Origin of the sequence: Roseibium aestuarii (assembly GCF_008477545.1) — a bacterium.
Lineage (GTDB): Bacteria > Pseudomonadota > Alphaproteobacteria > Rhizobiales > Stappiaceae > Roseibium > Roseibium aestuarii.
Genome location: NZ_VORA01000001.1, coordinates 92,172 through 110,506 on the forward strand (window position 1 = coordinate 92,172; position 18,335 = coordinate 110,506).

Sequence of the window (18,335 nt, forward strand, 5' to 3'; positions counted from 1 at the left end):
AAGAGCCAGGGGGTCAGGCTGCGCTTGTGCCGGGACCAGAAGGTCTGCGGCCGGGCAGGGGCGAGGGGCACGAGTGTCGTCCTGAAGTCCGTGTCCGTTCCGCCCGGGCCATGAGGACAGGAGCGGGCGGGGCGGTAAAAGGATAAGCGGTGACGGGAGCGCCGAAGCCACGGGTGCCCGTCCCCCTTGGGCGGGGCGGGCACCCGGCGCTTTCGGCGCGGTTACTTGTAGGCGCGCTCGCGGACCTTATCGAGGCGGGCCAGGATGTCGTCGACCTTGTCTGGCTTCACCATGAACTCCTGGAAGCCTTCCATGCCGGCCTTGGCCATCGCGGCCGGGGCGTCCCGGTCATAGAACTGCGCCAGGGCATAGGCGTTGGACAGCATCTTGAAGCCCGCATCGAGGAAGGGGTCTTCCGGGGTTTCCGACTTGCTGTTCACCGGCAGCTGGCCAAGGGTCTTGTTCATCTTGGACTGGGCTTCGGGCGAGGCGAGATAGGCGAGGAAGACCTTGGCGTCCTCCTTGTTCTTCGCGCCGGACGGAATGTGGAACGTGTCCGTCGGGGCTTCTTCCGCCATCGGCAGATCCGGGTTGATCTGCGGGAACTGCAGGAAGCCGATCTGGTCTTCCTTCAGGCCGCCGTCCTTCATGGCGGCAACCGCGAAGTTGCCCATCAGATACATGGCGGCCTTGCCCTGCACCAGGTGCGGGATGGCGTCCTGCCAGTCGATGGCCGCATGGTTCTCGACGAAATAGCCGGGCTCCACCAGCTCGGCCCACTTCTCGAACACGGCCTTCACCCGCGGGTCGGTGTAGGGCACCTTGCCGGAGGTCAGGTCCATGTGGAACTCGTAGCCGTTGACCCGCAGGTCGAGATAGTCGAACCAGCCGCCGGTCGGCCACAGGGCCTTGGTGCCGATGGTGAAGGGCGAGATTCCGGCTTCCTTCAGCTTGGCGCAGGCGGCCAGCAGCTCGTCCCAGGTCTTCGGCGGGGTGATGCCCTGTTCGGCGAAGATGTCCTTTCGGTAGTAGATGCCCCACTGATAGTAGGTATAGGGCACGCCCCACTTCTTGCCGTCGATGGTCATGGAGGCGGCGGCCGACTTCAGTTCGTCGTTCAGGCCGTTCGCCTCCCAGACGTCGCTCACGTCCTCGAACAGGCCTGCCTTGACGAAGGGCTCCATGCGGTTGCCCGCATACCAGGCGGCCACGTCCGGCGCGTCGGCGGTCAGGAAGTTGCGGATCGCGGACTTGTAGCCCTCATGGTCGAAGTTGTTCCACTTCACCGTGATGTCCGGATGCTTGGCCTGAAAATCGGCGATCAGTTCTTCCATCGCCTGCCTCGGCGCCGGATCGGACTGGTCGGAATTGAGAATGATCTCGCCGGCAAAGGCGGAAGACGACAGCAGGGCAGCAGACAGGGACAGGCCTGCCAGGCTCTTCAAGAAACGCATGATTTCCTCCCGATGACCACTTGTCAGTCATGTTGTGGGCCCGGCCGGGATCCGTCTCCTCTTGGGATCCCTCGCTGGGCATGGTCTTGATTTTCGGGAAAATCCTCGTAGCTTCTACCCATATTTCTCAGAACCATTCCGGGATCCTAAGATCGTGAGTGCGCCTGCCATCCAGCCGAGGGATGAATCGGTTCCGGTGCATCCGGAGCTGAACCCGCGCCACCCGATGGTGATCTTCGACGATCACCGCTTCTGCGCCGGCATGGCGCTGGACGTTCAGCGGATGCCCGGACCGCACATGCACAGCCAGATCGAGCTGAACTTTCTGCTCGAGGGGCGCATGACCTACTGGTTCGACGGGCGCGAACTCACCCTGGATGCGGGCCGGCTCTGCCTGTTCTGGGGCATGATCCCCCATCAGGTGATCGATGTGGATCCGGGCACCCGCTTTGCCTGTTTCTATGTGCCCATGTCGGTCTTCCTCGGGCTGGCCAACCTCGGCGAGTTGCGCGATGCGGTCTTCCGCGGCGCCATGGTCGAGGCCCGCGAGATCCGCAGCTATGACCGCGACATCTTCCTGCGCTGGCGGGAGGAGTTGCTGTCCGGCGACGAGGGACTGGCGGAAATCGTCCGCAACGAGCTCACCGCCCGTCTTCTGCGCATCTCGCGCGATGGCTGGCGCGACCTGCGCGAGGAGGGCTCGGCCATCGCCAGCCTGAGTGCCACCGACACCGAGCGTGCCCGCCATGTGGAAGGCATGCTGCGCTTCATCACGGAGCACGCGGTCGAAGATATCGGTGTGGCCGATGTGGCGCGGGACCGGGGGCTGCACCCCAACTATGCCATGACCCTGTTCAAGAAGGCGGTGGGGCACACCATCAACCAGGCGATCTCCCGCAACCGCCTGGATACGGCCCAGTCCCTGCTCATTTCCACCAATCTGCCGATTGTGGACGTTGCCTTCGAATCCGGCTTCGGATCGGTCTCCCGCTTCTACGAGGCCTTTGCCCAGCGGTTCTCCGACAAGCCCACCGCCTTCCGCAAGCGCATGCGCGAAAAGGCCCGCTCCCACGCCCTCGCCGCCGGCTGGAACGTCAGCACGCCGGGTTGAGGCGGCAGTCACCCCGTTTGGGTGGGCGCGTCTGCGGCCGAAAGGAAGGCCTGAAGCCGGGGAACCATGAAGTCGAGGAACACTCGCACCCGATGAGGCAGCCGTTGGCCGCCAAGATAGAGCGCGTGGACGTCTTCCGTGTTCCCTTCCACCGCCCGGGGAAGGACCTCCACCAGGCGTCCGGAGCGCAGGTCCTCGCGCACATGGAATTCTCCGATGCAGGCAATACCGACCCCGGCAACCGCCATGCGCCGCACCGTCTCGCCGTTGTTGGCGAGCAGCGATCCGGAGATGCCCCGGTCGATCACCCTGCCGCTGTCATGCAGGGGCCAGGTGGGGATGGACCGGCGGAAGTTGAACCCGAGACAGTCGTGCTGCGCCAGATCCTCGATGGTCAACGGGGTGCCGCGCCGTGCGAGATACTCTGGCGCGGCCACGATCTTGCGCGGTGCCGTTCCAAGCTTGCGGGCCATGAGCGTGGAGTTCACAAGGGCACCCACGCGGAAGGCGACGTCCGTGTGATCGAGCAGAAGATCAACGATCTCGTCGGAGATCGACAGATCCACCACGACCGAGGGATAGGCCTTCCAGAACTGCGGCAGCAGCGGTTCGACGGCCACCATCCCGAACCCGACCGAGGCGCTGACCCGAATGGTGCCCGTGACCCGCGCCGCGCCCTGCGCCAGCTCCCGCTCGACCGCATCGAGATCTGACAGAAGCCCCTGGCTGCGCTCATAATAGATGCGGCCCTCCTCCGTCAGGGCCAGATGTCTCGTGGAGCGCCGCAGGAGCTGCACGCCGAGGCGCGTCTCGATCCGGCCCACCAGTTTCGAGACGGTGGAGGACGCCATGCGCAGGTGTCGCGCTGCCTCCGAAAAGCTGCCCAGCTCCACCACCCGCAGGAAGACCTGCATTTCTCCGATGCGATTGTCCATGAGAGGCAGGATAGGTGAACTGAATTCACAAGTGAAGCGGCTCCACAGGGCATTCTCGTGCCGCCGCAGGTCGATTATCTGAGCTTTTGTGAATTCCAGTCCGGATATCCGGCAAGGCTCCTCGTTCTCAAATCCCCATCACCACGCCTCGGTTCGGCAGGCCTGCAGACAATCGCGCTGCGCCGCCGCCACGGATCATCGCCTCTCCCGGCGCCCGTGTGGAGCGCGTGACAAAAACAAGGAAAGACCCGATGAAACCAGACACCTCATTCTGGCCCCTGATGGCGCTGGCCATTGGCGCCTTCGGCATTGGCGTGACCGAATTTTCGCCCATGGGCATGCTTCCGGTCATCGCGGACGGTGTCGGGGTCTCGATCCCCGCTGCAGGGCTTCTGGTCAGCGGCTATGCCCTCGGGGTCATGGTCGGGGCTCCCCTCATGACCCTGTTCTTTGCCCGGTTCGGCAAGCGGACCGCGCTCATCGCCCTCATGTCCATCTTCACCCTCGGCAACCTCCTCTCCGCCCTCTCGCCCGACTACTGGACGCTTCTGGCTTCGCGGGTCGTCACCAGCCTGAACCACGGGGCGTTCTTCGGCCTGGGTGCTGTGGTCGCCTCCGGTGTGGTTGCGCCGGACAAGCGGGCGAGTGCGGTCGCGACCATGTTCATGGGCCTGACACTTGCCAATGTGGGCGGGGTTCCCCTCGCGACCTGGGTCGGGCAGCAGATCGGCTGGCGCGCCGCCTTCTGTGGCACCGCAGGCCTTGGCGTCGTTGCGATGATCGCCCTTGCTCTCGCCCTGCCGAGGGGTGGCGCGGGACAGGCGCCCGATCTGCGCAAGGAGCTGAAGGTCCTGACCCGCGGCCCGGTGGTGGCAGCCCTCTTCACCACGGTTCTGGGCTCCAGTGCCATGTTCGCGCTCTATACCTATCTCTCGCCGGTCCTGCAGACCCTTGCCGGCGCCTCCCCGGAAGGAGTGTCGATCGCGCTCGTGGTGATCGGCCTCGGCTTCACGGTCGGCAACTGGCTGGGCGGACGGGTCGCCGACTGGTCTCTCGATGGCGCGACGGCCCTGTTCCTGACAGCGCTCAGCGCGATCATGCTGGGCCTGCCCCTGGTTCTCGGGTCGCTTGTCCCTGCCATTACCCTGCTGTTCTTCTGGGGCGCGGCCGCCTTCGCCATCGTCCCGCCGGTGCAGATGCGGGTCATGAAGGCTGCCGCCGAAGCGCCGGGACTGGCCTCGTCGATCAACATCGGCGCGTTCAATCTGGGCAATGCCATCGGCGCGGCGCTGGGCGGTGCGGTCATCAGTGCAGGGCTGGGTTACGGGGCCGTGCCCGCAGCCGGAGCGCTGACTGCAGCGGCAGCACTTGGTCTGCTGGTGCTCGGTCGCCGCAAGTCCGCTGCCGCACAGCGTCTGTGTGACGCCTGATCCGGCGTTCCAAGCGGCCGCGGCAGATCCTGAAAACGCATGCAGAAAGGGGCGGCGCCTTCCGGTGCCGCCCCTCGTGTGACGTCGGTGAAATGAGCATGACGTGCACGGTCTGGGCTGTTCGCCGACGTGGACGCTTGAACGCGCCCGCCAGCAGCGGCCACGTCAGATGTGAGGAGGCCGACCTTTCAGGAAGGATTCGACGTCTTGCCGAGAGGGAATGGCGGTTGCCGCGCCCTTGAGTGTGACCTTGAGGGCGGCTGCGGCGTTGGCGTAGTGGAGTGACTGCCTCACGTCGTCTCCGCCGTCGAGGCAGGCGAGGAAGGTCCCCAGGAAGGTGTCTCCGGCAGCGGTCGTATCCACCGCCGTCACAGTCAGGGCCTCGACTGCAATGCTTTGCGTGTGATCCACGTAGCGCGCGCCTCTTGCACCGGACGTCACCAGAAGCGCTGGCAGCGTGATCGGCTGGTCTCCGCACGCAGCTTGCAGCTGGGCATGCTCGACTTCGTTGAGCGCCAGAAGGTCGATCAGCGGCAGCAGCGGCAGGACGGAGCTGGCCTCGAAGGGCGCTGCTGCAAAGGCCACCTTCATTCCGTGCGCACGGGCCAGCCGGGCGGCTTCCGCGATGCCATTCGTCTCGTTCTGGAAGAGCAGCCAGTCATAGGCTGCCATGGTCGCAATCGCTGCGGAAATCTCCGAGGTCGTGAGCGTCGCGTTTGCACCTTGGGAGAGAACGATGGAATTTTCTCCGTCCTCGCCGACCATCACGAAGGCCTGACCCGTCTGAACGTTTTTGCGCAAATGAACGTGACCGGTATCGACCTTGGCGGACTGGAGGAAGTCCGTCAGCCAGCCGTCGCCATGGCCGATCGCCCCGAGATGAACGACGGATCCACCGGTTCGGGCAATCGCGACGGACTGATTTGCCCCTTTGCCCCCTAGACCGATCTGCTCCGAGAGCGCCGTCACGGTCTCGCCGGGCAAGGGCAATGACTTGAGGTGATAGGCTCGATCGACATTGATAGAGCCGAGGTTCAGGATTGCCATTCACTCGTTTCCCGAGACGCTTGCGTGTGGAGCTTGAGCCTGTAGCACGACAACTGGCGCGCCGTCGCGACAGCAGAGGCCGCAAGGATCTTTACGCCCGCCTCCCGAACCTCCGCAGACCCAGCTTACAGCCGGATGCCGTCGCATTGCCTTCATTTCCGGCGAGCGCTGGATGGAGGCCTCAAGCCAGCGCATGGAAGGGTTCGAGCGGGCCATGATCGCTGCGGGCCTGCCGATCCATCCGGAACTGGTGGTGGAAGGCAATTTCCTGCCCTCGGGTGGCCGCACCGCGACCTTCGAGCTGATGAGTCGGGAGGCGCCGCCGGACGCGATCTTCTGTGCCAACGATCTGACGGCCGTCGGCTGTTATGAGGCGTTGAAGGAGCTCGGCCTGCGGGTTGGCAGGGATGTGGCGGTGATGGGCTATGACGACCAGGAAACCGCCCAGCAGCTCTACCCGCCCCTGTCCACCGTGCTTCTGCCGCACCGGGAAATGGGGCAATGGGCCGTCGACGCCCTGCTCAGCCCCGAACCGCTGACCGCGGAGGAAGTCCGCCAGCCCTGTCCGCTGGTGCTGCGGGACTCCCACCTGCGCGGCGGAGCGCTACATCTGGTGGAGGCCAGGCCGGACCGGACAATGCCTGGTCCGACCAGCGTTTCACTGGAGGTGGAGTGCCGCGCCACCCGCACGTCCGATTGGTCAGGCCGAGAGCTCGGTGGCGAAGGTTCTGATGAGATCCGCCTTCAGGATCTTGCCGGTGGAGGCAGCCGGCAGCTTCGTGGTGAGGACAATGCGGGACGGGCGCTTGTAGCTGGTCAGCCGTTCGTCGGTGAAGGCTTTAAGGGCTGCCATGTCCACGGCGTTCGGGTCGGCGCATTGCACGAAGGCCAGAACCTCCTCGTTGCCATCCTCCGTCTTGCGGCCGACCACCGCGCATTGCACCACCTGCGGATGGTCGTTGAAGGCGGCTTCCACTTCCGGCGGATAGACGTTGAAGCCGGAGCGGATGATCAGTTCCTTCGCCCGGCCGACGATGTGCAGGTTGCCTTCCGCGTCGATCCTGCCGAGATCGCCCGTGCGCAGGAAGCCGTCGGGGGTGATCGCCCGGCTGGTCTCCTCCGCATTGCGGAAATACCCGCCCATCACGTGGGGGCCGCGGGTCAGGACCTCGCCGACGCCCGGCTCGTTGCCGAGGGTTTCGTCGATGCGCACCTCGACGCCGGGCAGGGGCTTGCCGACGGAAATATCGGGCGAGCCGATGGGGTTCTTCGTGCTGGAGACGCCGGCGGTGGATTCGGTCAGGCCATAGCCGTTCTGCAGGGGCAGGCCGTAGAAGGCCTCGGCCTTGCGCTTCCACGCCGGATCCAGCGGGGCCGCGCCGGAGGAGACATAGCGCAGCGGCGAGCCGGTAAGTTTTTCCTCGCCCAGGCTGGCGGTGTGCTGCATGAGCAGGGCGTGCATCTGGGGCACGGCGGGCAGCATCGTGGCCTCCTCGCGCAGGGCCTCCAGCAACCGGTCTGCCCGGAAGCGCGGCACCATGCGGATCGAGGCGCGCGCCGTCGCCCCGCCAACGAGCATCGAGGCCAGCCCGAAGACATGGGTCATCGGCAGGGCGCCATAGATCTGGTCCTGGGAGGTCATGCCGCGCAGGGTGGCGGACGCGTTGCCGGCAAAGAGAAGGTTGCCGTGGGTCAGCATCACGCCCTTCGGGTCGCCGGTGGTCCCGGTCGTGTAGAGCAGCACGGCCACGTGAGCGCCGACCGGAGCACCCTTGTCGAGGCCTTCATGTGCCTTGAGGCCATAGCTGCCGAAACTTGCGGTCCGCAGCTCGGCACCTGCTGCCTCCGCATGGGCGGCGGCTTCTGCCGACACGTCGCAGGCCCAAACCGTCACATGCGGCTTGGCGTGGTCGGCGATGCGCTTGATTTCATGGCTGTTCATGCGGGCATTCACCGGCACGGCAACGGCGCCCACGAGCGAGCTGGCGAAGACGAAGGAGGCGGCCATCAGGCTGTTTTCACAGACGATCAGCACCCGTTCCCCGGCGGTGATCCCGGTTTCCCCGAGGATGGCGGCCGCTTCGCGCACGGCTCCGGCATATTCGGCCCAGGTCCAGCGCGACCAGTTGTGGTCGACCATGGCGAGGGCGCCGCTGTTGGCGCGAGAGGCTGTGAAGATCAGATCGTGGATCAAACTGGCCGTCATCCGGATCACTCCCGAAAATCTTGTCTGGCGCACGCTCTGTGACGTGCTGGTGTGCAGGGCCGTCGCGCCTCAGGCGGAAACGGGTGGTGTCTTCAGCGCCGCGTCGGGCACCTTCTTGAAGACGCCCTGGGCCGTGGCGATGATGGTGCCGTCCTCGTCCTTCACGACCCCTTCGAGGAAGAGCAGGGACTTGCCGCCGCCGACAATCCGGCCTGTCGCCGTGATGCGCGAGCCGACCCGGGCCGGGGCCAGGAACTGCGTCGTCATGGAGACGGTGAGGAAGGGGCGGCGGCCGCTGTCATCCAGGGTCAGGCTGGCGGTGGCCCCCATGCAATTGTCGAGCAGCACGGTGCTGAAGCCGCCATGCAGGACGCCATGGCGGTTGGCATGACGCTCCTCGACGTCGAGCCAGCAGCGGGCACAGCCGTCGCCCTGGCCGACATCGAGAACGTAGCCGAGCAGGCGCTGCGCGCCCGTCTCGTTTTCAATCAGCGTGGAGAGAGGTGCCTCGCTCATGCGACGGCCAGCCGGATGAAGCGGTCCAGGTGATGGATCCCGTCGCCGAAGCGGTGATCGACCATGGTCAGCCGCTTGGCGAGATGGCCGAGGTCATATTCCATCGTCATGCCGATGCCGCCATGCAGCTGGATGCTCTCCTCGGCGACCAGCTTGCCCACCCGGGAGATCAGGTTCTTGGTGGCGGCGACATGCAGGTCGCGCAGGGCGGACGGTCCGTCCAGGTTGCCAGCCAGATTGATCACGGCGGAGCGGGCCTGCTCGATCTCGACCAGCACATCCGCCATGCGGTGCTGCAGGGCCTGGAACTTGCCGATGGGCTTGCCGAACTGCTTGCGGGTCTGGAGATAGTCGGTGGTCAGAACGCGGATACGGTCCATCAGGCCCAAGGCTTCCGCGCAGATGGCGAGCGTTGCCCGGGCATGTGCATGGACCAGGGCCGCATGGGCCTCGCCCTCCACGCCCAGCAGCGCCGCGTCGGCGACCTCGACCCGGGTGAGGGTCAGTTCCGCCCCCCGGCCACCGCCCGACAGCGGATAGTCCCGGATCTCGAGGCCGGGCGCATCGGCTGCGACCCGGAAGACCGAGATGCCGGCGCTGTCGGAGACCTGGCCGCTGGTTCGGGCCGTCACCAGCAGGTCGTGGGCGGCAGAGGCATTGACGACCACGGACTTGCGGCCTTCGAGACAGTAGCCGCCAGCGGTCTTCTCCGCCGTCAGCGACACCCGGTCGAGCGCATAGCGGTTCGCGGGTTCGGTGTGGGCCAGCGCCAGCTGATGGGTCCCCGCGATGACGGCCTCGAGGGTCTGCGCGGCCGCATCGCCGCCGAGCGCGCCGAGAAGCCCGCCGGCCAGAACGCCGGTGTCGAGGAGCGGCTCGACCGCTCCGGCCCGCCCGATTTCCTCAAAGACGGTCGCAAGGTCGAAACCGCTGCCGCCGTAGCCGCCCTGGTCCTCGGTGAAGAGCGCGCCAATCACGCCGAGTTCCGCCAGACCTTCCCAGATCCGGTCGCTGAAACCGGTGGGGCTGGCCTCGGCGGCCTCGCGGGTCGCGGTGGTGATGGTGTTTGCCAGATAGCGCCGCAGGGCGTCCTGCATCATCCGGCGTTCTTGGGTCAGTTCGAAATTCATGGCGCGTCCTTACAGCCCGAGGATGGCCTTGCTGATGATCGTGCGCTGGATCTCGTTGGATCCGCCGTAGATCGACAGCTTGCGATTGTTGAAATAGGTGGCGGTGGCGGGCATGGCGTAATCCGGGCCAATCGGGTCGCCGTTCCAGCCGTCCTCAAGCGCTTCGGACACGAAGGGCATGGCGTAGGGGCCGACGGCCACGCGGGTCAGCGCATTGATTTCCTGACGGATCTGCGTGCCCTTGATTTTGAGCATGGAGCTCTCGGCACCGGGCGCCTGGCCGGAGGCCGCCTGCGACAGGACGCGCAGATTGGTGGTCGCCATGGCCATCAGGTCGATCTGGACCTGGGCGATGCGCGCGGCGAAATGCGGGTTCTCGATCAGGGGACGTCCGTTATCCTGCTCGAGCCGGGCGATGGACTTCAGGTGTTCGAGACCGGCCTGGGCAAAACCGACGCCGGCAATGTTGGTCCGCTCGTGGGTGAGAAGATACTTGGCATAGGTCCAGCCCTTGTTTTCCTCGCCCACCAGATTTGCGGCCGGAACGCGCACGTTGTCGAAGAAGACCTCGTTGACCTCCGGCTGACCGTCGATCAGCACGATCGGCCGCACGGTGATGCCCGGCGTCGTCATGTCGATCAGCAGGAAGGAAATGCCTTCCTGCGGCTTGCCCTCGGTGTTGGTGCGCACCAGACAGAAGATCATGTTGGCGTATTGGCCCAGAGTGGTCCAGGTCTTCTGCCCGTTGACCACATAGTGGTCACCGTCGCGCACCGCCGAGGTCTTGACAGAGGCCAGATCCGACCCGGCGCCCGGCTCGGAATAGCCCTGGCACCACCAGTCGGTGCCGTTGAGGATGCGCGGCAGATAATACGCCTTCTGCTCCTCGGAGCCGAAGGTCTGCAGCACGGGGCCGAGCATTGCGACGCCGAAGGGCACGATGCGCGGGGCGCAGGCGCGGGTCATTTCCTCTTCGAAGATGTGGCGCTCCACGGCGCTCCAGCCCTGGCCGCCATATTCCCTCGGCCAGTTGCCGGCCAGCCAGCCGCGTTCGTTCAGGATTGCGTGCCATTCCTCGTGGTCCTGCTTGGACAGGTGACGGCCGAGCCGTCCCTTTTCCGCGAGACGTTCAGGCAGCTTTGCCTCCAGGAAGGCGCGAACTTCTTTGCGGAAATCCTCTTCCGCCGGAGTGAAGGTCAGGTCCATGGGGGTCTCTCTCAGAAAATCTCGAACAGGCCGGCAGCGCCCTGACCGCCGCCGATGCACATGGTGACGACCCCGAGCTTTGCCCCGCGACGGCGACCTTCGATCAGAAGGTGGCCGGTCATGCGGGCGCCGGTCATGCCGAAGGGGTGGCCGAGGGAAATGGAGCCGCCGTTGACGTTGCAGCGGTCCGGATCGATGCCGAGCTGATCGCGGCAGTAAAGAGCCTGACTGGCGAAGGCCTCGTTCAGTTCCCAAAGGTCGATGTCGTCGACCTTCAGGCCCTGACGTTCCAGCAGGCGCGGCACGGCGAAGACCGGGCCGATCCCCATCTCGTCGGGCTCGCAACCGGCAATGGCAAAGCCCTTGAAGGCGCCGAGCGGCGTCAGGCCCTGACGCTCCGCTTCGCCTTCGTCCATCAGCAGCAGTGCTGCGGCCCCGTCGCTGAGCTGGGAGGCATTGCCTGCGGTGACGAAGTCGGTCTCGCCGCGCACCGGCTTGAGGCTTGCGAGGCCGTCGAGCGTGGTCGAGGGACGGTTGCATTCGTCCCTGGCGAAAAGCGCCTGAACCTCCGAGGTCTCGCCGGTGGCCTTGTCGGTGACCGCCTTGGTGACGTCCATCGGCACGATCTCGTCGTCGAAGAGACCGTTTGCCTGGGCGTGGGCGGTGCGTTGCTGGGAGATCAGGGACAGTTCGTCCTGAGCCTCGCGGGACACGCCGTAGCGATGAGCGACAATGTCGGCGGTCTCGATCATCGTCATGTAGAGTTCGGGCTTGTGCGCCTCGATCCAGCTATTCTTCGACGAGCGGACCGGCGGCTGCACCATGGAGATGCTCTCGACCCCGCCGGCGAGGATGGCCTTCGCCCCTTCATGGGCGATTTGATGGGCGCCCATGGCAATGGCCTGCAGGCCCGATGCGCAGAAGCGGTTGACCGTGGTGCCGGCGATGGACACGGGCAGACCGGCGCGGATCAGTCCCTGACGGGCGATGTTACCCCCGGTGACATATTCCGGATAGCCGCAGCCGAGCACGCAGTCCTCGATCAGGGCCGGATCGATCCCGGCGCGGGACACGGCATGGGCGAGAACGTGCCCGGCCATGTCGGCCCCGTGGGTGATGTTCAGCGAGCCGCGGGCCGCCTTTCCGACGGGGGTGCGGGCAGTGGAGACAATGACGGCGCGGTTCATGCGGAGGCCTCGTTCAGATCCTTGAAAGTCTTTCCCTCTGCGACGAGCTTTTCCAGCAGCCGTGCAGGGGACCAGTAGTGAGCGTCTTCGGCGGCGTAGGTCCGGATCCGGTTCAGGACCGTGTCCAGGCCGATCTCGTCGGCATATTGCATCGGGCCACCACGCCAGCGCGGGAAGCCGTAGCCAGCGAGGAACACCACATCGATGTCGGAGGGGCGCTGAGCGATGCCGTCTTCCAGAACGCGCGCGCCCTCGTTGATCATCGCGGCCATGTAGCGATCCTGGATCTCTTCCGCGGTGAAAGTCCTGGGCGCGATGCCTTCGGCCTTGCGGGCGCCGTCGAGCATGGCGCTGACCTCGGGGTCCGGGCGGCCTTTCGGAGCCTCGGCGTCATAGATGTAGAAGCCGCGTCCGGTCTTCTGGCCCAGCCAGCCCTTGTGATACAGGGCATCGGCAAAGCCGACGTAGCGCTCGTCCGGATGACGGGCGGGAGCGCGGCGCTGGCGCGTGGCGTAACCGATGTCGATGCCGGCGAGATCGGCCACCTGGAAGGGGCCCATGGCGAAACCAAAGTCGGTCAGGGCCGCGTCGATGTCATAGGGGCTGGCGCCGTCCATCATCATGTAGTCGGCCGCCAGGCGGTAATGGGCGAGAATGCGGTTGCCGATGAAACCGTCGCAGACGCCTGCACGCACCGCCGTCTTCTTCATGCGCCGGGCCAGGGCAAAGGCGCGTGCGACCTGGGTGCCGGAGGTCTTGTCGGCGACGACGACCTCGAGCAGGCGCATGACATGGGCTGGCGAGAAGAAGTGCAGACCGATGACATCTTCCGGCCGGGAGGTGACGGCGGCAATCGCGTTCACATCCAGATAGGACGTGTTGGTTGCCAGCGTTGCGCCCTTCTTGGCAATGCCGTCGAGCGCGCGGAAGACCTCCTGCTTGACGTCCATGTTCTCGAAGACCGCCTCGATGATCACGTCGGCCGTCGAGAGGTTCTCGTATCCGACGCAGGTCTTGAGCCGTTCGCCCAGAATGGCCGCGTGGTCCGCCGGCTTGAGCGTCTTGCGCTCAAGCGCACGTGCGAGGTTCTTCTCGATGGTTGCCCGGGCCCTGGCCGCGAACTCCTCCTCGCGCTCGACAAGGGTCACCCTGTATCCGGCCATCGCGGCGGCGGTGGCAATGCCCGCCCCCATGGTGCCGCCACCGATGATCCCGACCTCTTCGATCGGCTCGACCGCGATGTCCTTGATGTCCGGCACATGGGCCGCCTTGCGCTCGGCAAAGAAGGCGTGGATCAGGGCGGCGCGTTGCGGCGTGGACATGAGCGAGAGGAACAGGCGGCGTTCCTCGGCCATGCCGGCCTCCCTGTCGAGCCGCGTTGCGGCCTCGACCGCATCGACCGCGGCAAGCTGGTTGATCTGGCCCTTGTATCTGGCCCGGCAGGCGGCGCGGGCCTTTTCAAAGACCGACGCATCGGCCTGGGGGGCGGGCAGATAGCTCAGACGGCGGATGGTCTGGGGCGCGGCCGCGAGCTCCCGAGCTAAAGCGGATGCGCTCGCCAGCAGATCCGCCGGCTCCGCGATCTGGTCGAACAGACCGCAGTCGAGGGCTTCGGCCGCCGTCAGCTGCCGGCCGCTGGTGATCAGATCGAGCGCCGTGCCGATCTCGATCAGGCGGGGCAGGCGCTGGGTTCCGCCGGCACCGGGAATGAGGCCGAGGGTCACTTCCGGCAAGCCGATGCGCGCGCCCGGGGTTCCGATGCGGGCATGGGCGCCGAGCGTCAGCTCGCAGCCGCCGCCCAGAGCCACACCGTTGATGGCCGCGACGATCGGCTTGGCGCTGTCTTCGATCAGGTTGATGATCTCCGGCAGGGCGGGGGGCATCGGCGTCTTGCCGAACTCGCGGATGTCCGCGCCGCCGACGAAGATCGAGCCGTCCCCGGTCAGGATACCGCCGAGGGCGTCCGCATCGTCGTTCAGGCGCAGCACCGCGTCCTTCAGGGCTTCGCGGACCTTCTGCGAGGTCGCATTGACCGGGGGATGCGCGATCGTCAGGACGGCGATCCCGTCGATCAGCTCATAAGTGACGGTTTCCGTCATACCCTTCGTTCCTCTCGTGATGTCCTGCCGTCAGACAGCGTCTAATTTCGGCATGTCAAAATTAATTCCACTTTGCGGAATTTATACCGGCGCTACAGACCTCCGGCTCCGCTTGGGGCCTGACCCATCATGCGCTCCAGCTCCCGCACCGCAGTTTTCAGTTTCGGGCCGACTTCGCTGATCATCCGCTCCATGGTCAGGTCCTCGGGCGTCGCGCCGCAGGTGAAGATGACCGGCTCGCTCAGGTCGCGCGCATAGAAGGGCACGGAGACCGCGTTCACATTGCGCGAGAAATAGTCTGCCGGGTCGGCAATAACGAAGCCGCGCGACATGAGCTGGCCATTGGCCTTGCGCCGCATCTCGATCGCCCGCTCGCGCGGCAGCTCGTCGGAGGCAATCTCGGCATAGAGCCGGTCGAACCCTTCCTCGGACAGGGACGCCATCAGCGCGTGACCGGAGGAGGATCCGTTGATCGGAAGGCGATGACCGATCTCGAGCCAGATCGATGCCACCGTGCGCGGCCGCCAGGTCTTCACCAGCATCATCCGGTCCTGGTCCTGCACCGCCAGCAAGGCCATGGTCCCGGTGTCGTCCGCCAGGCGCTGCATCAGCGTTTCGGACAGGTCGACGAAGGAAATGGCCGCGCTTGCTATGTTGCCGAGGGCCAGCAGGGCGGGGCCCGGCCGGTAGCGGTCGTGCCGCCGCGCATGGCTCAGATACCCCAGCGCCTGCAGGGTGAAGGTCAGCCGGGAGACCGTCGACTTGGGCAGGCCGGTGCGTTCGGCGATTTCCGCGTTGCCGAGGCCATTGTCGGAAACGCGGAAGGCGCGCAGCACACTCAGACCCCGGGCAAGGGTCGTTGCGAACCGTCTGTCATTCTCGAAATCACTCATCTCGGGCCCTCGGCTGCGCGTCGTTTCAGGCTCATTGCATCGTCGACGGAATGAGCGTGGAGATTATCGGAAACGCCATAAGAAGCAGGAGAACGACGAAGTCCAGAGCCAGGAAGCGAACGATGCCCGCAAAGATCTGGTCGATGCTGACCTGCTTGCCCACCACGTTGCCGATGACGAAGACATTCAGGCCAACGGGGGGCGTGATCAACCCGATTTCGAGCAGCTTGATGATGACCACACCGAACCAGATCAGGTCAAAGCCGTAGCCTTCCACCAGCGGGATCATCAGCGGCAGGGTGAGCACCATGATGCCGATCGGGTCGAGGAACATTCCGAGCACCAGATAGAGGACGGCAATGGCGGCCAGAAGAACGACGGGCGAGAGCTGTGCGGCCGTGATGCTTTCCCCCAGCGCGCTGGCGACACCGGTCAGGGCGACGAAGGCGACGAAGATCTTGGCCGAGGCGGCGATGACGAAGATGGCCGCCGACTGCAGGGCGGTTTCGCGCAAGGAGCGCAGCAGACCGTCCCAGGTGAGCTTCTTCTGGAGAAAGCCGATGACAACTGCCGCCGAGACGCAGATGGCTGCCGCTTCGGTGGCCGTGAAGATGCCGCCGTAGATGCCGCCGATGATGACGGCAAAGAGCGCGATGGCGGGCCAGGCCTTGAGCGCGGCGCGGCGCTTGGCGCCCCGGCGGATCTCACCCGTGAAGGTCGGTGCCGAAGCCGGGTCCTTGCGCACCCAGAGGTAGATCACCACGAGGAAGCCGGCGAGGGTCAGCAGGCCGGGCAGGATGCCGGCCAGGAACAGCTTGCTGATCGAGGTCTCGGTGAAGATGCCGTAGATGATGAAGAGCACGGACGGGGGAATGAGCGAGCCGAGCGTGCCGCCGGCGGCAACCGAGGAGGTCGCCAAGCGCTTGTCATAGCCCATGCGCAGCATTTCCGGCGAGCAGATGCGGCCCATGGTCGAGGCGCAGGCGATGGACGAGCCGGTGATGGCGGAGAAACCGCCGCAGCCAACCACCGACGCCATGGCCACGCCGCCGGGAATGCGCACCAGCCAGACCCGTGCCGCGTCATAGATGCGCGTGGTGATCTCGGAGCGGTAGGCAATGTGCCCGAGGGCCACGAAGAGCGGCACCATCGACAGGTCGTAGGAATGGATCAGATCGAAGAAATTCGAAAAGACCATGGAGGTTGTCGGCTTGATCGCCCGTTCCGGGGTGAAGGTCCCTGTGCGGAAGGCGAACATGACAAAGCTGCCGATCGTGGCCACCGAGGCCAGGGCAAAGGCAATCGGCACGCGGATTGCCAAGAGGAGAATGACCGCGCCAAAGGCTGCCAGTCCGACGAGAGTGCCGTCCATCATTCGTCTCCAATCGCGGGTTTCGGGTCGGCGAGCTCGCGGATGTCCTCGCCGGAGACGAGCAGGCGCAGGTCGGAGATCACGAAGCTCAGCAGCCGAAGCCAGCAGGCACACAGGCCGATGAGAAAGATCAGGCGTCCCGGCCACTTGGGCAGGGAGAACTGCCCGAAGAAGAAGGATCCGCTCGAATAGGTATGGGCCAGTTCGCGCCAGCCGGCATAGATCAGCGGGCAGAGCGCGAAGAGGCCGACGAAACTGCCGAAGATGACGAGGCCGGCCTGCACGCGCAGGGGCATCATCTTGGCCAGAAACTCGACGCCGATGTGACTGCGGGCCGTGGTGGCTGCGGCCAGCGGTAGCAGGATCGAGGCGACCATCAGTTCCCGCACCATGATGACCGTGTCGGGAATGCCCGAGTTGAACAGGGCCCGCAGCAGCACGCTGACGGTGATCAGGAGGCAGAGACCCGCAATTGCGCAGACCGAGAGGTCGAGCAGCAGGCGTTCGAGGCGTCGCAACATGGCTGGGATCCGGGGGTGATGATCAGAAGGCGCAGGTCCGAAGTGTCCCCGGCCCATTCGGCCGGGGACAGCGCAGGGAAGGGCCCTGCGGAATGTCTCGAAGGGCAGGGCGCGCTCAGCGCGTCCAGGGATAGCCCTTCTCGTCCCGTTCGGCGGCGTATTTCTCCAGCAGGCTCTTGTACTGCGCCAGCAGACCCTCGCCGTCGAGGCCGGCGGCATCGGCCCGCTGCACCCATTCGGTCACATATTTGCTGCCGGCTTCCACCAGCTTGTCGCGTTCGGCCACCGGCAGGGAGATGATCTCCACGCCCGCGTCCTTCATCTTCGCGACGGCTGCGTCATTGTCGGCGTTGATCAGCTCGCCCAGCTTGTCGGCCATGGCGACGCCGGCTTCCGTCATGGCCGTCTTCTGGGCGTCGTCCAGGGCGTCATAGGAATCCTTGTTCATCAGGATCCCCAGGCCACCGACTTGGCCCCAGTTCAGCAGGGTGTAGGAGGTCATGACCTCCTGTTGCTTCAGGGCGGCCACTGCATAGGAATAGCCCTGGGAACAGTCGATCAGGCCGGTGTCCAGCCCCTGATAGGCGTCATAGACCGACATGTTGACCATGTTGGCGCCGAAGTCGCCGAAGGTGTCGCCATAGGCCCCGGTGCCGCGCACCTTCAGTCCGGCGATATCCTCGGTGGTGCGGATGGCGGCGTTCTTGCAGCCGATGTTAACCTGCGAGGTGGTGAAGGTGCCGATGAACACCAGGTTCTTCTCGGCCAGGTCGGCCTGGATGCTCGGTGCGGTGCGCATCAGTTCGTCGGTCGCGCGCATGCCCACCCAGGCATCCTCGTTCAGGAGCGGCAGGTCGGCGATGCCGTAGCCGATCATTTCCTGCGGGAAATAGACCGAGATCACGGTGCCGAGATCGGCGACGCCATCGGCAATCGCCTGAACCGCGCCGCTCGCGTTGAACAGGGCACCACCCCACTGCACGTCGAACTTGAGGTCGCCGTTGGAACGCTTCTCGGCTTCGGCAACGAAATGCTCGAGGGACTTGGCGCGGGCGCCCCGGTTCGGACCGGCCTCGCCGAGGATGAGCGTCGTCTGTGCGGCCGCAACACCGGCGGACATGCAAAGGGCAAGCGCAGCGGTGGCTGCAAGAAGATGTTTCATAAGGGCCTCCCTCCCTTGGACAAAGATCGCAGGCAGTAATTCCACTATGCGAAACTAACTACTGCA

Annotated in this window: 15 protein-coding genes and 1 pseudogene; 3 read left to right on the forward strand and 13 right to left on the reverse strand. The window is 65.5% G+C overall.

Annotated elements, in window-relative coordinates; genetic code table 11:
* Window positions 1-221: 221 nt before the first annotated feature.
* A complete protein-coding gene (locus FR728_RS00455; protein WP_149890702.1) occupies window positions 222-1,454 on the reverse strand; it encodes an ABC transporter substrate-binding protein in 1,233 nt (410 codons plus the stop codon).
* 226 nt (window positions 1,455-1,680) lie between these two features.
* On the opposite strand from FR728_RS00455, the gene FR728_RS00460 reads away from it, so the two are divergent.
* The gene (locus FR728_RS00460) at window positions 1,681-2,565 is read left to right on the forward strand and encodes a helix-turn-helix domain-containing protein (RefSeq protein ID WP_149892129.1); all 885 of its coding nucleotides are present in this window, start codon (window positions 1,681-1,683) and stop codon (window positions 2,563-2,565) included.
* Between the two features lie 8 nt (window positions 2,566-2,573).
* On the opposite strand, the gene FR728_RS00465 is transcribed toward FR728_RS00460, so the two are convergent.
* Window positions 2,574-3,500, reverse strand: a complete 927-nt coding sequence (locus FR728_RS00465) for a LysR family transcriptional regulator (protein ID WP_149890703.1) — start codon at window positions 3,498-3,500, stop codon at window positions 2,574-2,576.
* A gap of 251 nt (window positions 3,501-3,751) precedes the next feature.
* Here FR728_RS00465 and FR728_RS00470 point away from each other — a divergent pair, with 251 nt between their 5' ends.
* Complete coding sequence (locus tag FR728_RS00470; protein WP_149890704.1) at window positions 3,752-4,930, forward strand: MFS transporter; 1,179 nt, start codon at window positions 3,752-3,754, stop codon at window positions 4,928-4,930.
* A gap of 165 nt (window positions 4,931-5,095) precedes the next feature.
* Here FR728_RS00470 and FR728_RS00475 read toward each other — a convergent pair whose 3' ends face one another.
* Window positions 5,096-5,977, reverse strand: coding sequence for a ribokinase (locus FR728_RS00475; RefSeq protein ID WP_149890705.1), 882 nt, complete (start codon window positions 5,975-5,977; stop codon window positions 5,096-5,098).
* Window positions 5,978-6,116: 139 nt separating this feature from the next.
* Here FR728_RS00475 and FR728_RS19765 point away from each other — a divergent pair.
* Window positions 6,117-6,551: pseudogene (locus FR728_RS19765) on the forward strand (substrate-binding domain-containing protein); the annotation flags it as partial.
* A gap of 126 nt (window positions 6,552-6,677) precedes the next feature.
* On the opposite strand, the gene FR728_RS00485 reads toward FR728_RS19765, so the two are convergent.
* From FR728_RS00485 to FR728_RS00530, 10 genes are all read right to left on the reverse strand, one after another.
* Window positions 6,678-8,183 (reverse strand): class I adenylate-forming enzyme family protein, encoded by a 1,506-nt coding sequence (locus tag FR728_RS00485; RefSeq protein ID WP_149890706.1) that lies wholly within the window; start codon window positions 8,181-8,183, stop codon window positions 6,678-6,680.
* Between the two features lie 69 nt (window positions 8,184-8,252).
* On the reverse strand, window positions 8,253-8,699 hold the full coding sequence (locus FR728_RS00490) for a PaaI family thioesterase (RefSeq protein ID WP_149890707.1): 447 nt from the start codon (window positions 8,697-8,699) through the stop codon (window positions 8,253-8,255).
* Window positions 8,696-9,829, reverse strand: coding sequence for an acyl-CoA dehydrogenase family protein (locus FR728_RS00495; protein WP_149890708.1), 1,134 nt, complete (start codon window positions 9,827-9,829; stop codon window positions 8,696-8,698). Before FR728_RS00495 ends, FR728_RS00490 begins: the two co-directional genes overlap by 4 nt.
* 9 nt (window positions 9,830-9,838) lie before the next feature.
* Complete coding sequence (locus tag FR728_RS00500; protein ID WP_149890709.1) at window positions 9,839-11,035, reverse strand: acyl-CoA dehydrogenase family protein; 1,197 nt, start codon at window positions 11,033-11,035, stop codon at window positions 9,839-9,841.
* Between the two features lie 11 nt (window positions 11,036-11,046).
* Entirely contained in the window at window positions 11,047-12,222 is a 1,176-nt protein-coding gene (locus FR728_RS00505; RefSeq protein ID WP_149890710.1) for an acetyl-CoA C-acyltransferase, read from the reverse strand.
* Window positions 12,219-14,321, reverse strand: a complete 2,103-nt coding sequence (locus FR728_RS00510) for a 3-hydroxyacyl-CoA dehydrogenase NAD-binding domain-containing protein (protein ID WP_149890711.1) — start codon at window positions 14,319-14,321, stop codon at window positions 12,219-12,221. The genes FR728_RS00505 and FR728_RS00510 overlap by 4 nt, the downstream gene beginning before the upstream one ends.
* A gap of 92 nt (window positions 14,322-14,413) precedes the next feature.
* Window positions 14,414-15,214, reverse strand: a complete 801-nt coding sequence (locus FR728_RS00515) for an IclR family transcriptional regulator (RefSeq protein ID WP_149890712.1) — start codon at window positions 15,212-15,214, stop codon at window positions 14,414-14,416.
* A gap of 31 nt (window positions 15,215-15,245) precedes the next feature.
* Window positions 15,246-16,589, reverse strand: coding sequence for a TRAP transporter large permease (locus FR728_RS00520; protein ID WP_244304339.1), 1,344 nt, complete (start codon window positions 16,587-16,589; stop codon window positions 15,246-15,248).
* Complete coding sequence (locus FR728_RS00525; RefSeq protein WP_149890713.1) at window positions 16,586-17,107, reverse strand: TRAP transporter small permease; 522 nt, start codon at window positions 17,105-17,107, stop codon at window positions 16,586-16,588. Before FR728_RS00525 ends, FR728_RS00520 begins: the two co-directional genes overlap by 4 nt.
* 115 nt (window positions 17,108-17,222) lie before the next feature.
* Window positions 17,223-18,269 (reverse strand): C4-dicarboxylate TRAP transporter substrate-binding protein, encoded by a 1,047-nt coding sequence (locus tag FR728_RS00530; protein WP_149890714.1) that lies wholly within the window; start codon window positions 18,267-18,269, stop codon window positions 17,223-17,225.
* Window positions 18,270-18,335 lie beyond the last annotated feature (66 nt).

Excerpts from the sequence above, each read along its gene's own strand:
- FR728_RS00485 (WP_149890706.1), bottom strand. The coding sequence starts at position 8,183 with ATGACGGCCAGTTTGATCCACGATCTGATCTTCACAGCCTCTCGCGCC.
- FR728_RS00470 (WP_149890704.1), top strand. The coding sequence starts at position 3,752 with ATGAAACCAGACACCTCATTCTGGCCCCTGATGGCGCTGGCCATTGGC.
- FR728_RS00505 (WP_149890710.1), bottom strand. The coding sequence starts at position 12,222 with ATGAACCGCGCCGTCATTGTCTCCACTGCCCGCACCCCCGTCGGAAAG.
- FR728_RS00465 (WP_149890703.1), bottom strand. The coding sequence starts at position 3,500 with ATGGACAATCGCATCGGAGAAATGCAGGTCTTCCTGCGGGTGGTGGAG.
- FR728_RS00515 (WP_149890712.1), bottom strand. The coding sequence starts at position 15,214 with ATGAGTGATTTCGAGAATGACAGACGGTTCGCAACGACCCTTGCCCGG.
- FR728_RS00475 (WP_149890705.1), bottom strand. The coding sequence starts at position 5,977 with ATGGCAATCCTGAACCTCGGCTCTATCAATGTCGATCGAGCCTATCAC.
- FR728_RS00530 (WP_149890714.1), bottom strand. The coding sequence starts at position 18,269 with ATGAAACATCTTCTTGCAGCCACCGCTGCGCTTGCCCTTTGCATGTCC.
- FR728_RS00510 (WP_149890711.1), bottom strand. The coding sequence starts at position 14,321 with ATGACGGAAACCGTCACTTATGAGCTGATCGACGGGATCGCCGTCCTG.
- FR728_RS00520 (WP_244304339.1), bottom strand. The coding sequence starts at position 16,589 with ATGATGGACGGCACTCTCGTCGGACTGGCAGCCTTTGGCGCGGTCATT.
- FR728_RS00500 (WP_149890709.1), bottom strand. The coding sequence starts at position 11,035 with ATGGACCTGACCTTCACTCCGGCGGAAGAGGATTTCCGCAAAGAAGTT.
- FR728_RS00495 (WP_149890708.1), bottom strand. The coding sequence starts at position 9,829 with ATGAATTTCGAACTGACCCAAGAACGCCGGATGATGCAGGACGCCCTG.
- FR728_RS00455 (WP_149890702.1), bottom strand. The coding sequence starts at position 1,454 with ATGCGTTTCTTGAAGAGCCTGGCAGGCCTGTCCCTGTCTGCTGCCCTG.
- FR728_RS00525 (WP_149890713.1), bottom strand. The coding sequence starts at position 17,107 with ATGTTGCGACGCCTCGAACGCCTGCTGCTCGACCTCTCGGTCTGCGCA.
- FR728_RS00460 (WP_149892129.1), top strand. The coding sequence starts at position 1,681 with ATGGTGATCTTCGACGATCACCGCTTCTGCGCCGGCATGGCGCTGGAC.
- FR728_RS00490 (WP_149890707.1), bottom strand. The coding sequence starts at position 8,699 with ATGAGCGAGGCACCTCTCTCCACGCTGATTGAAAACGAGACGGGCGCG.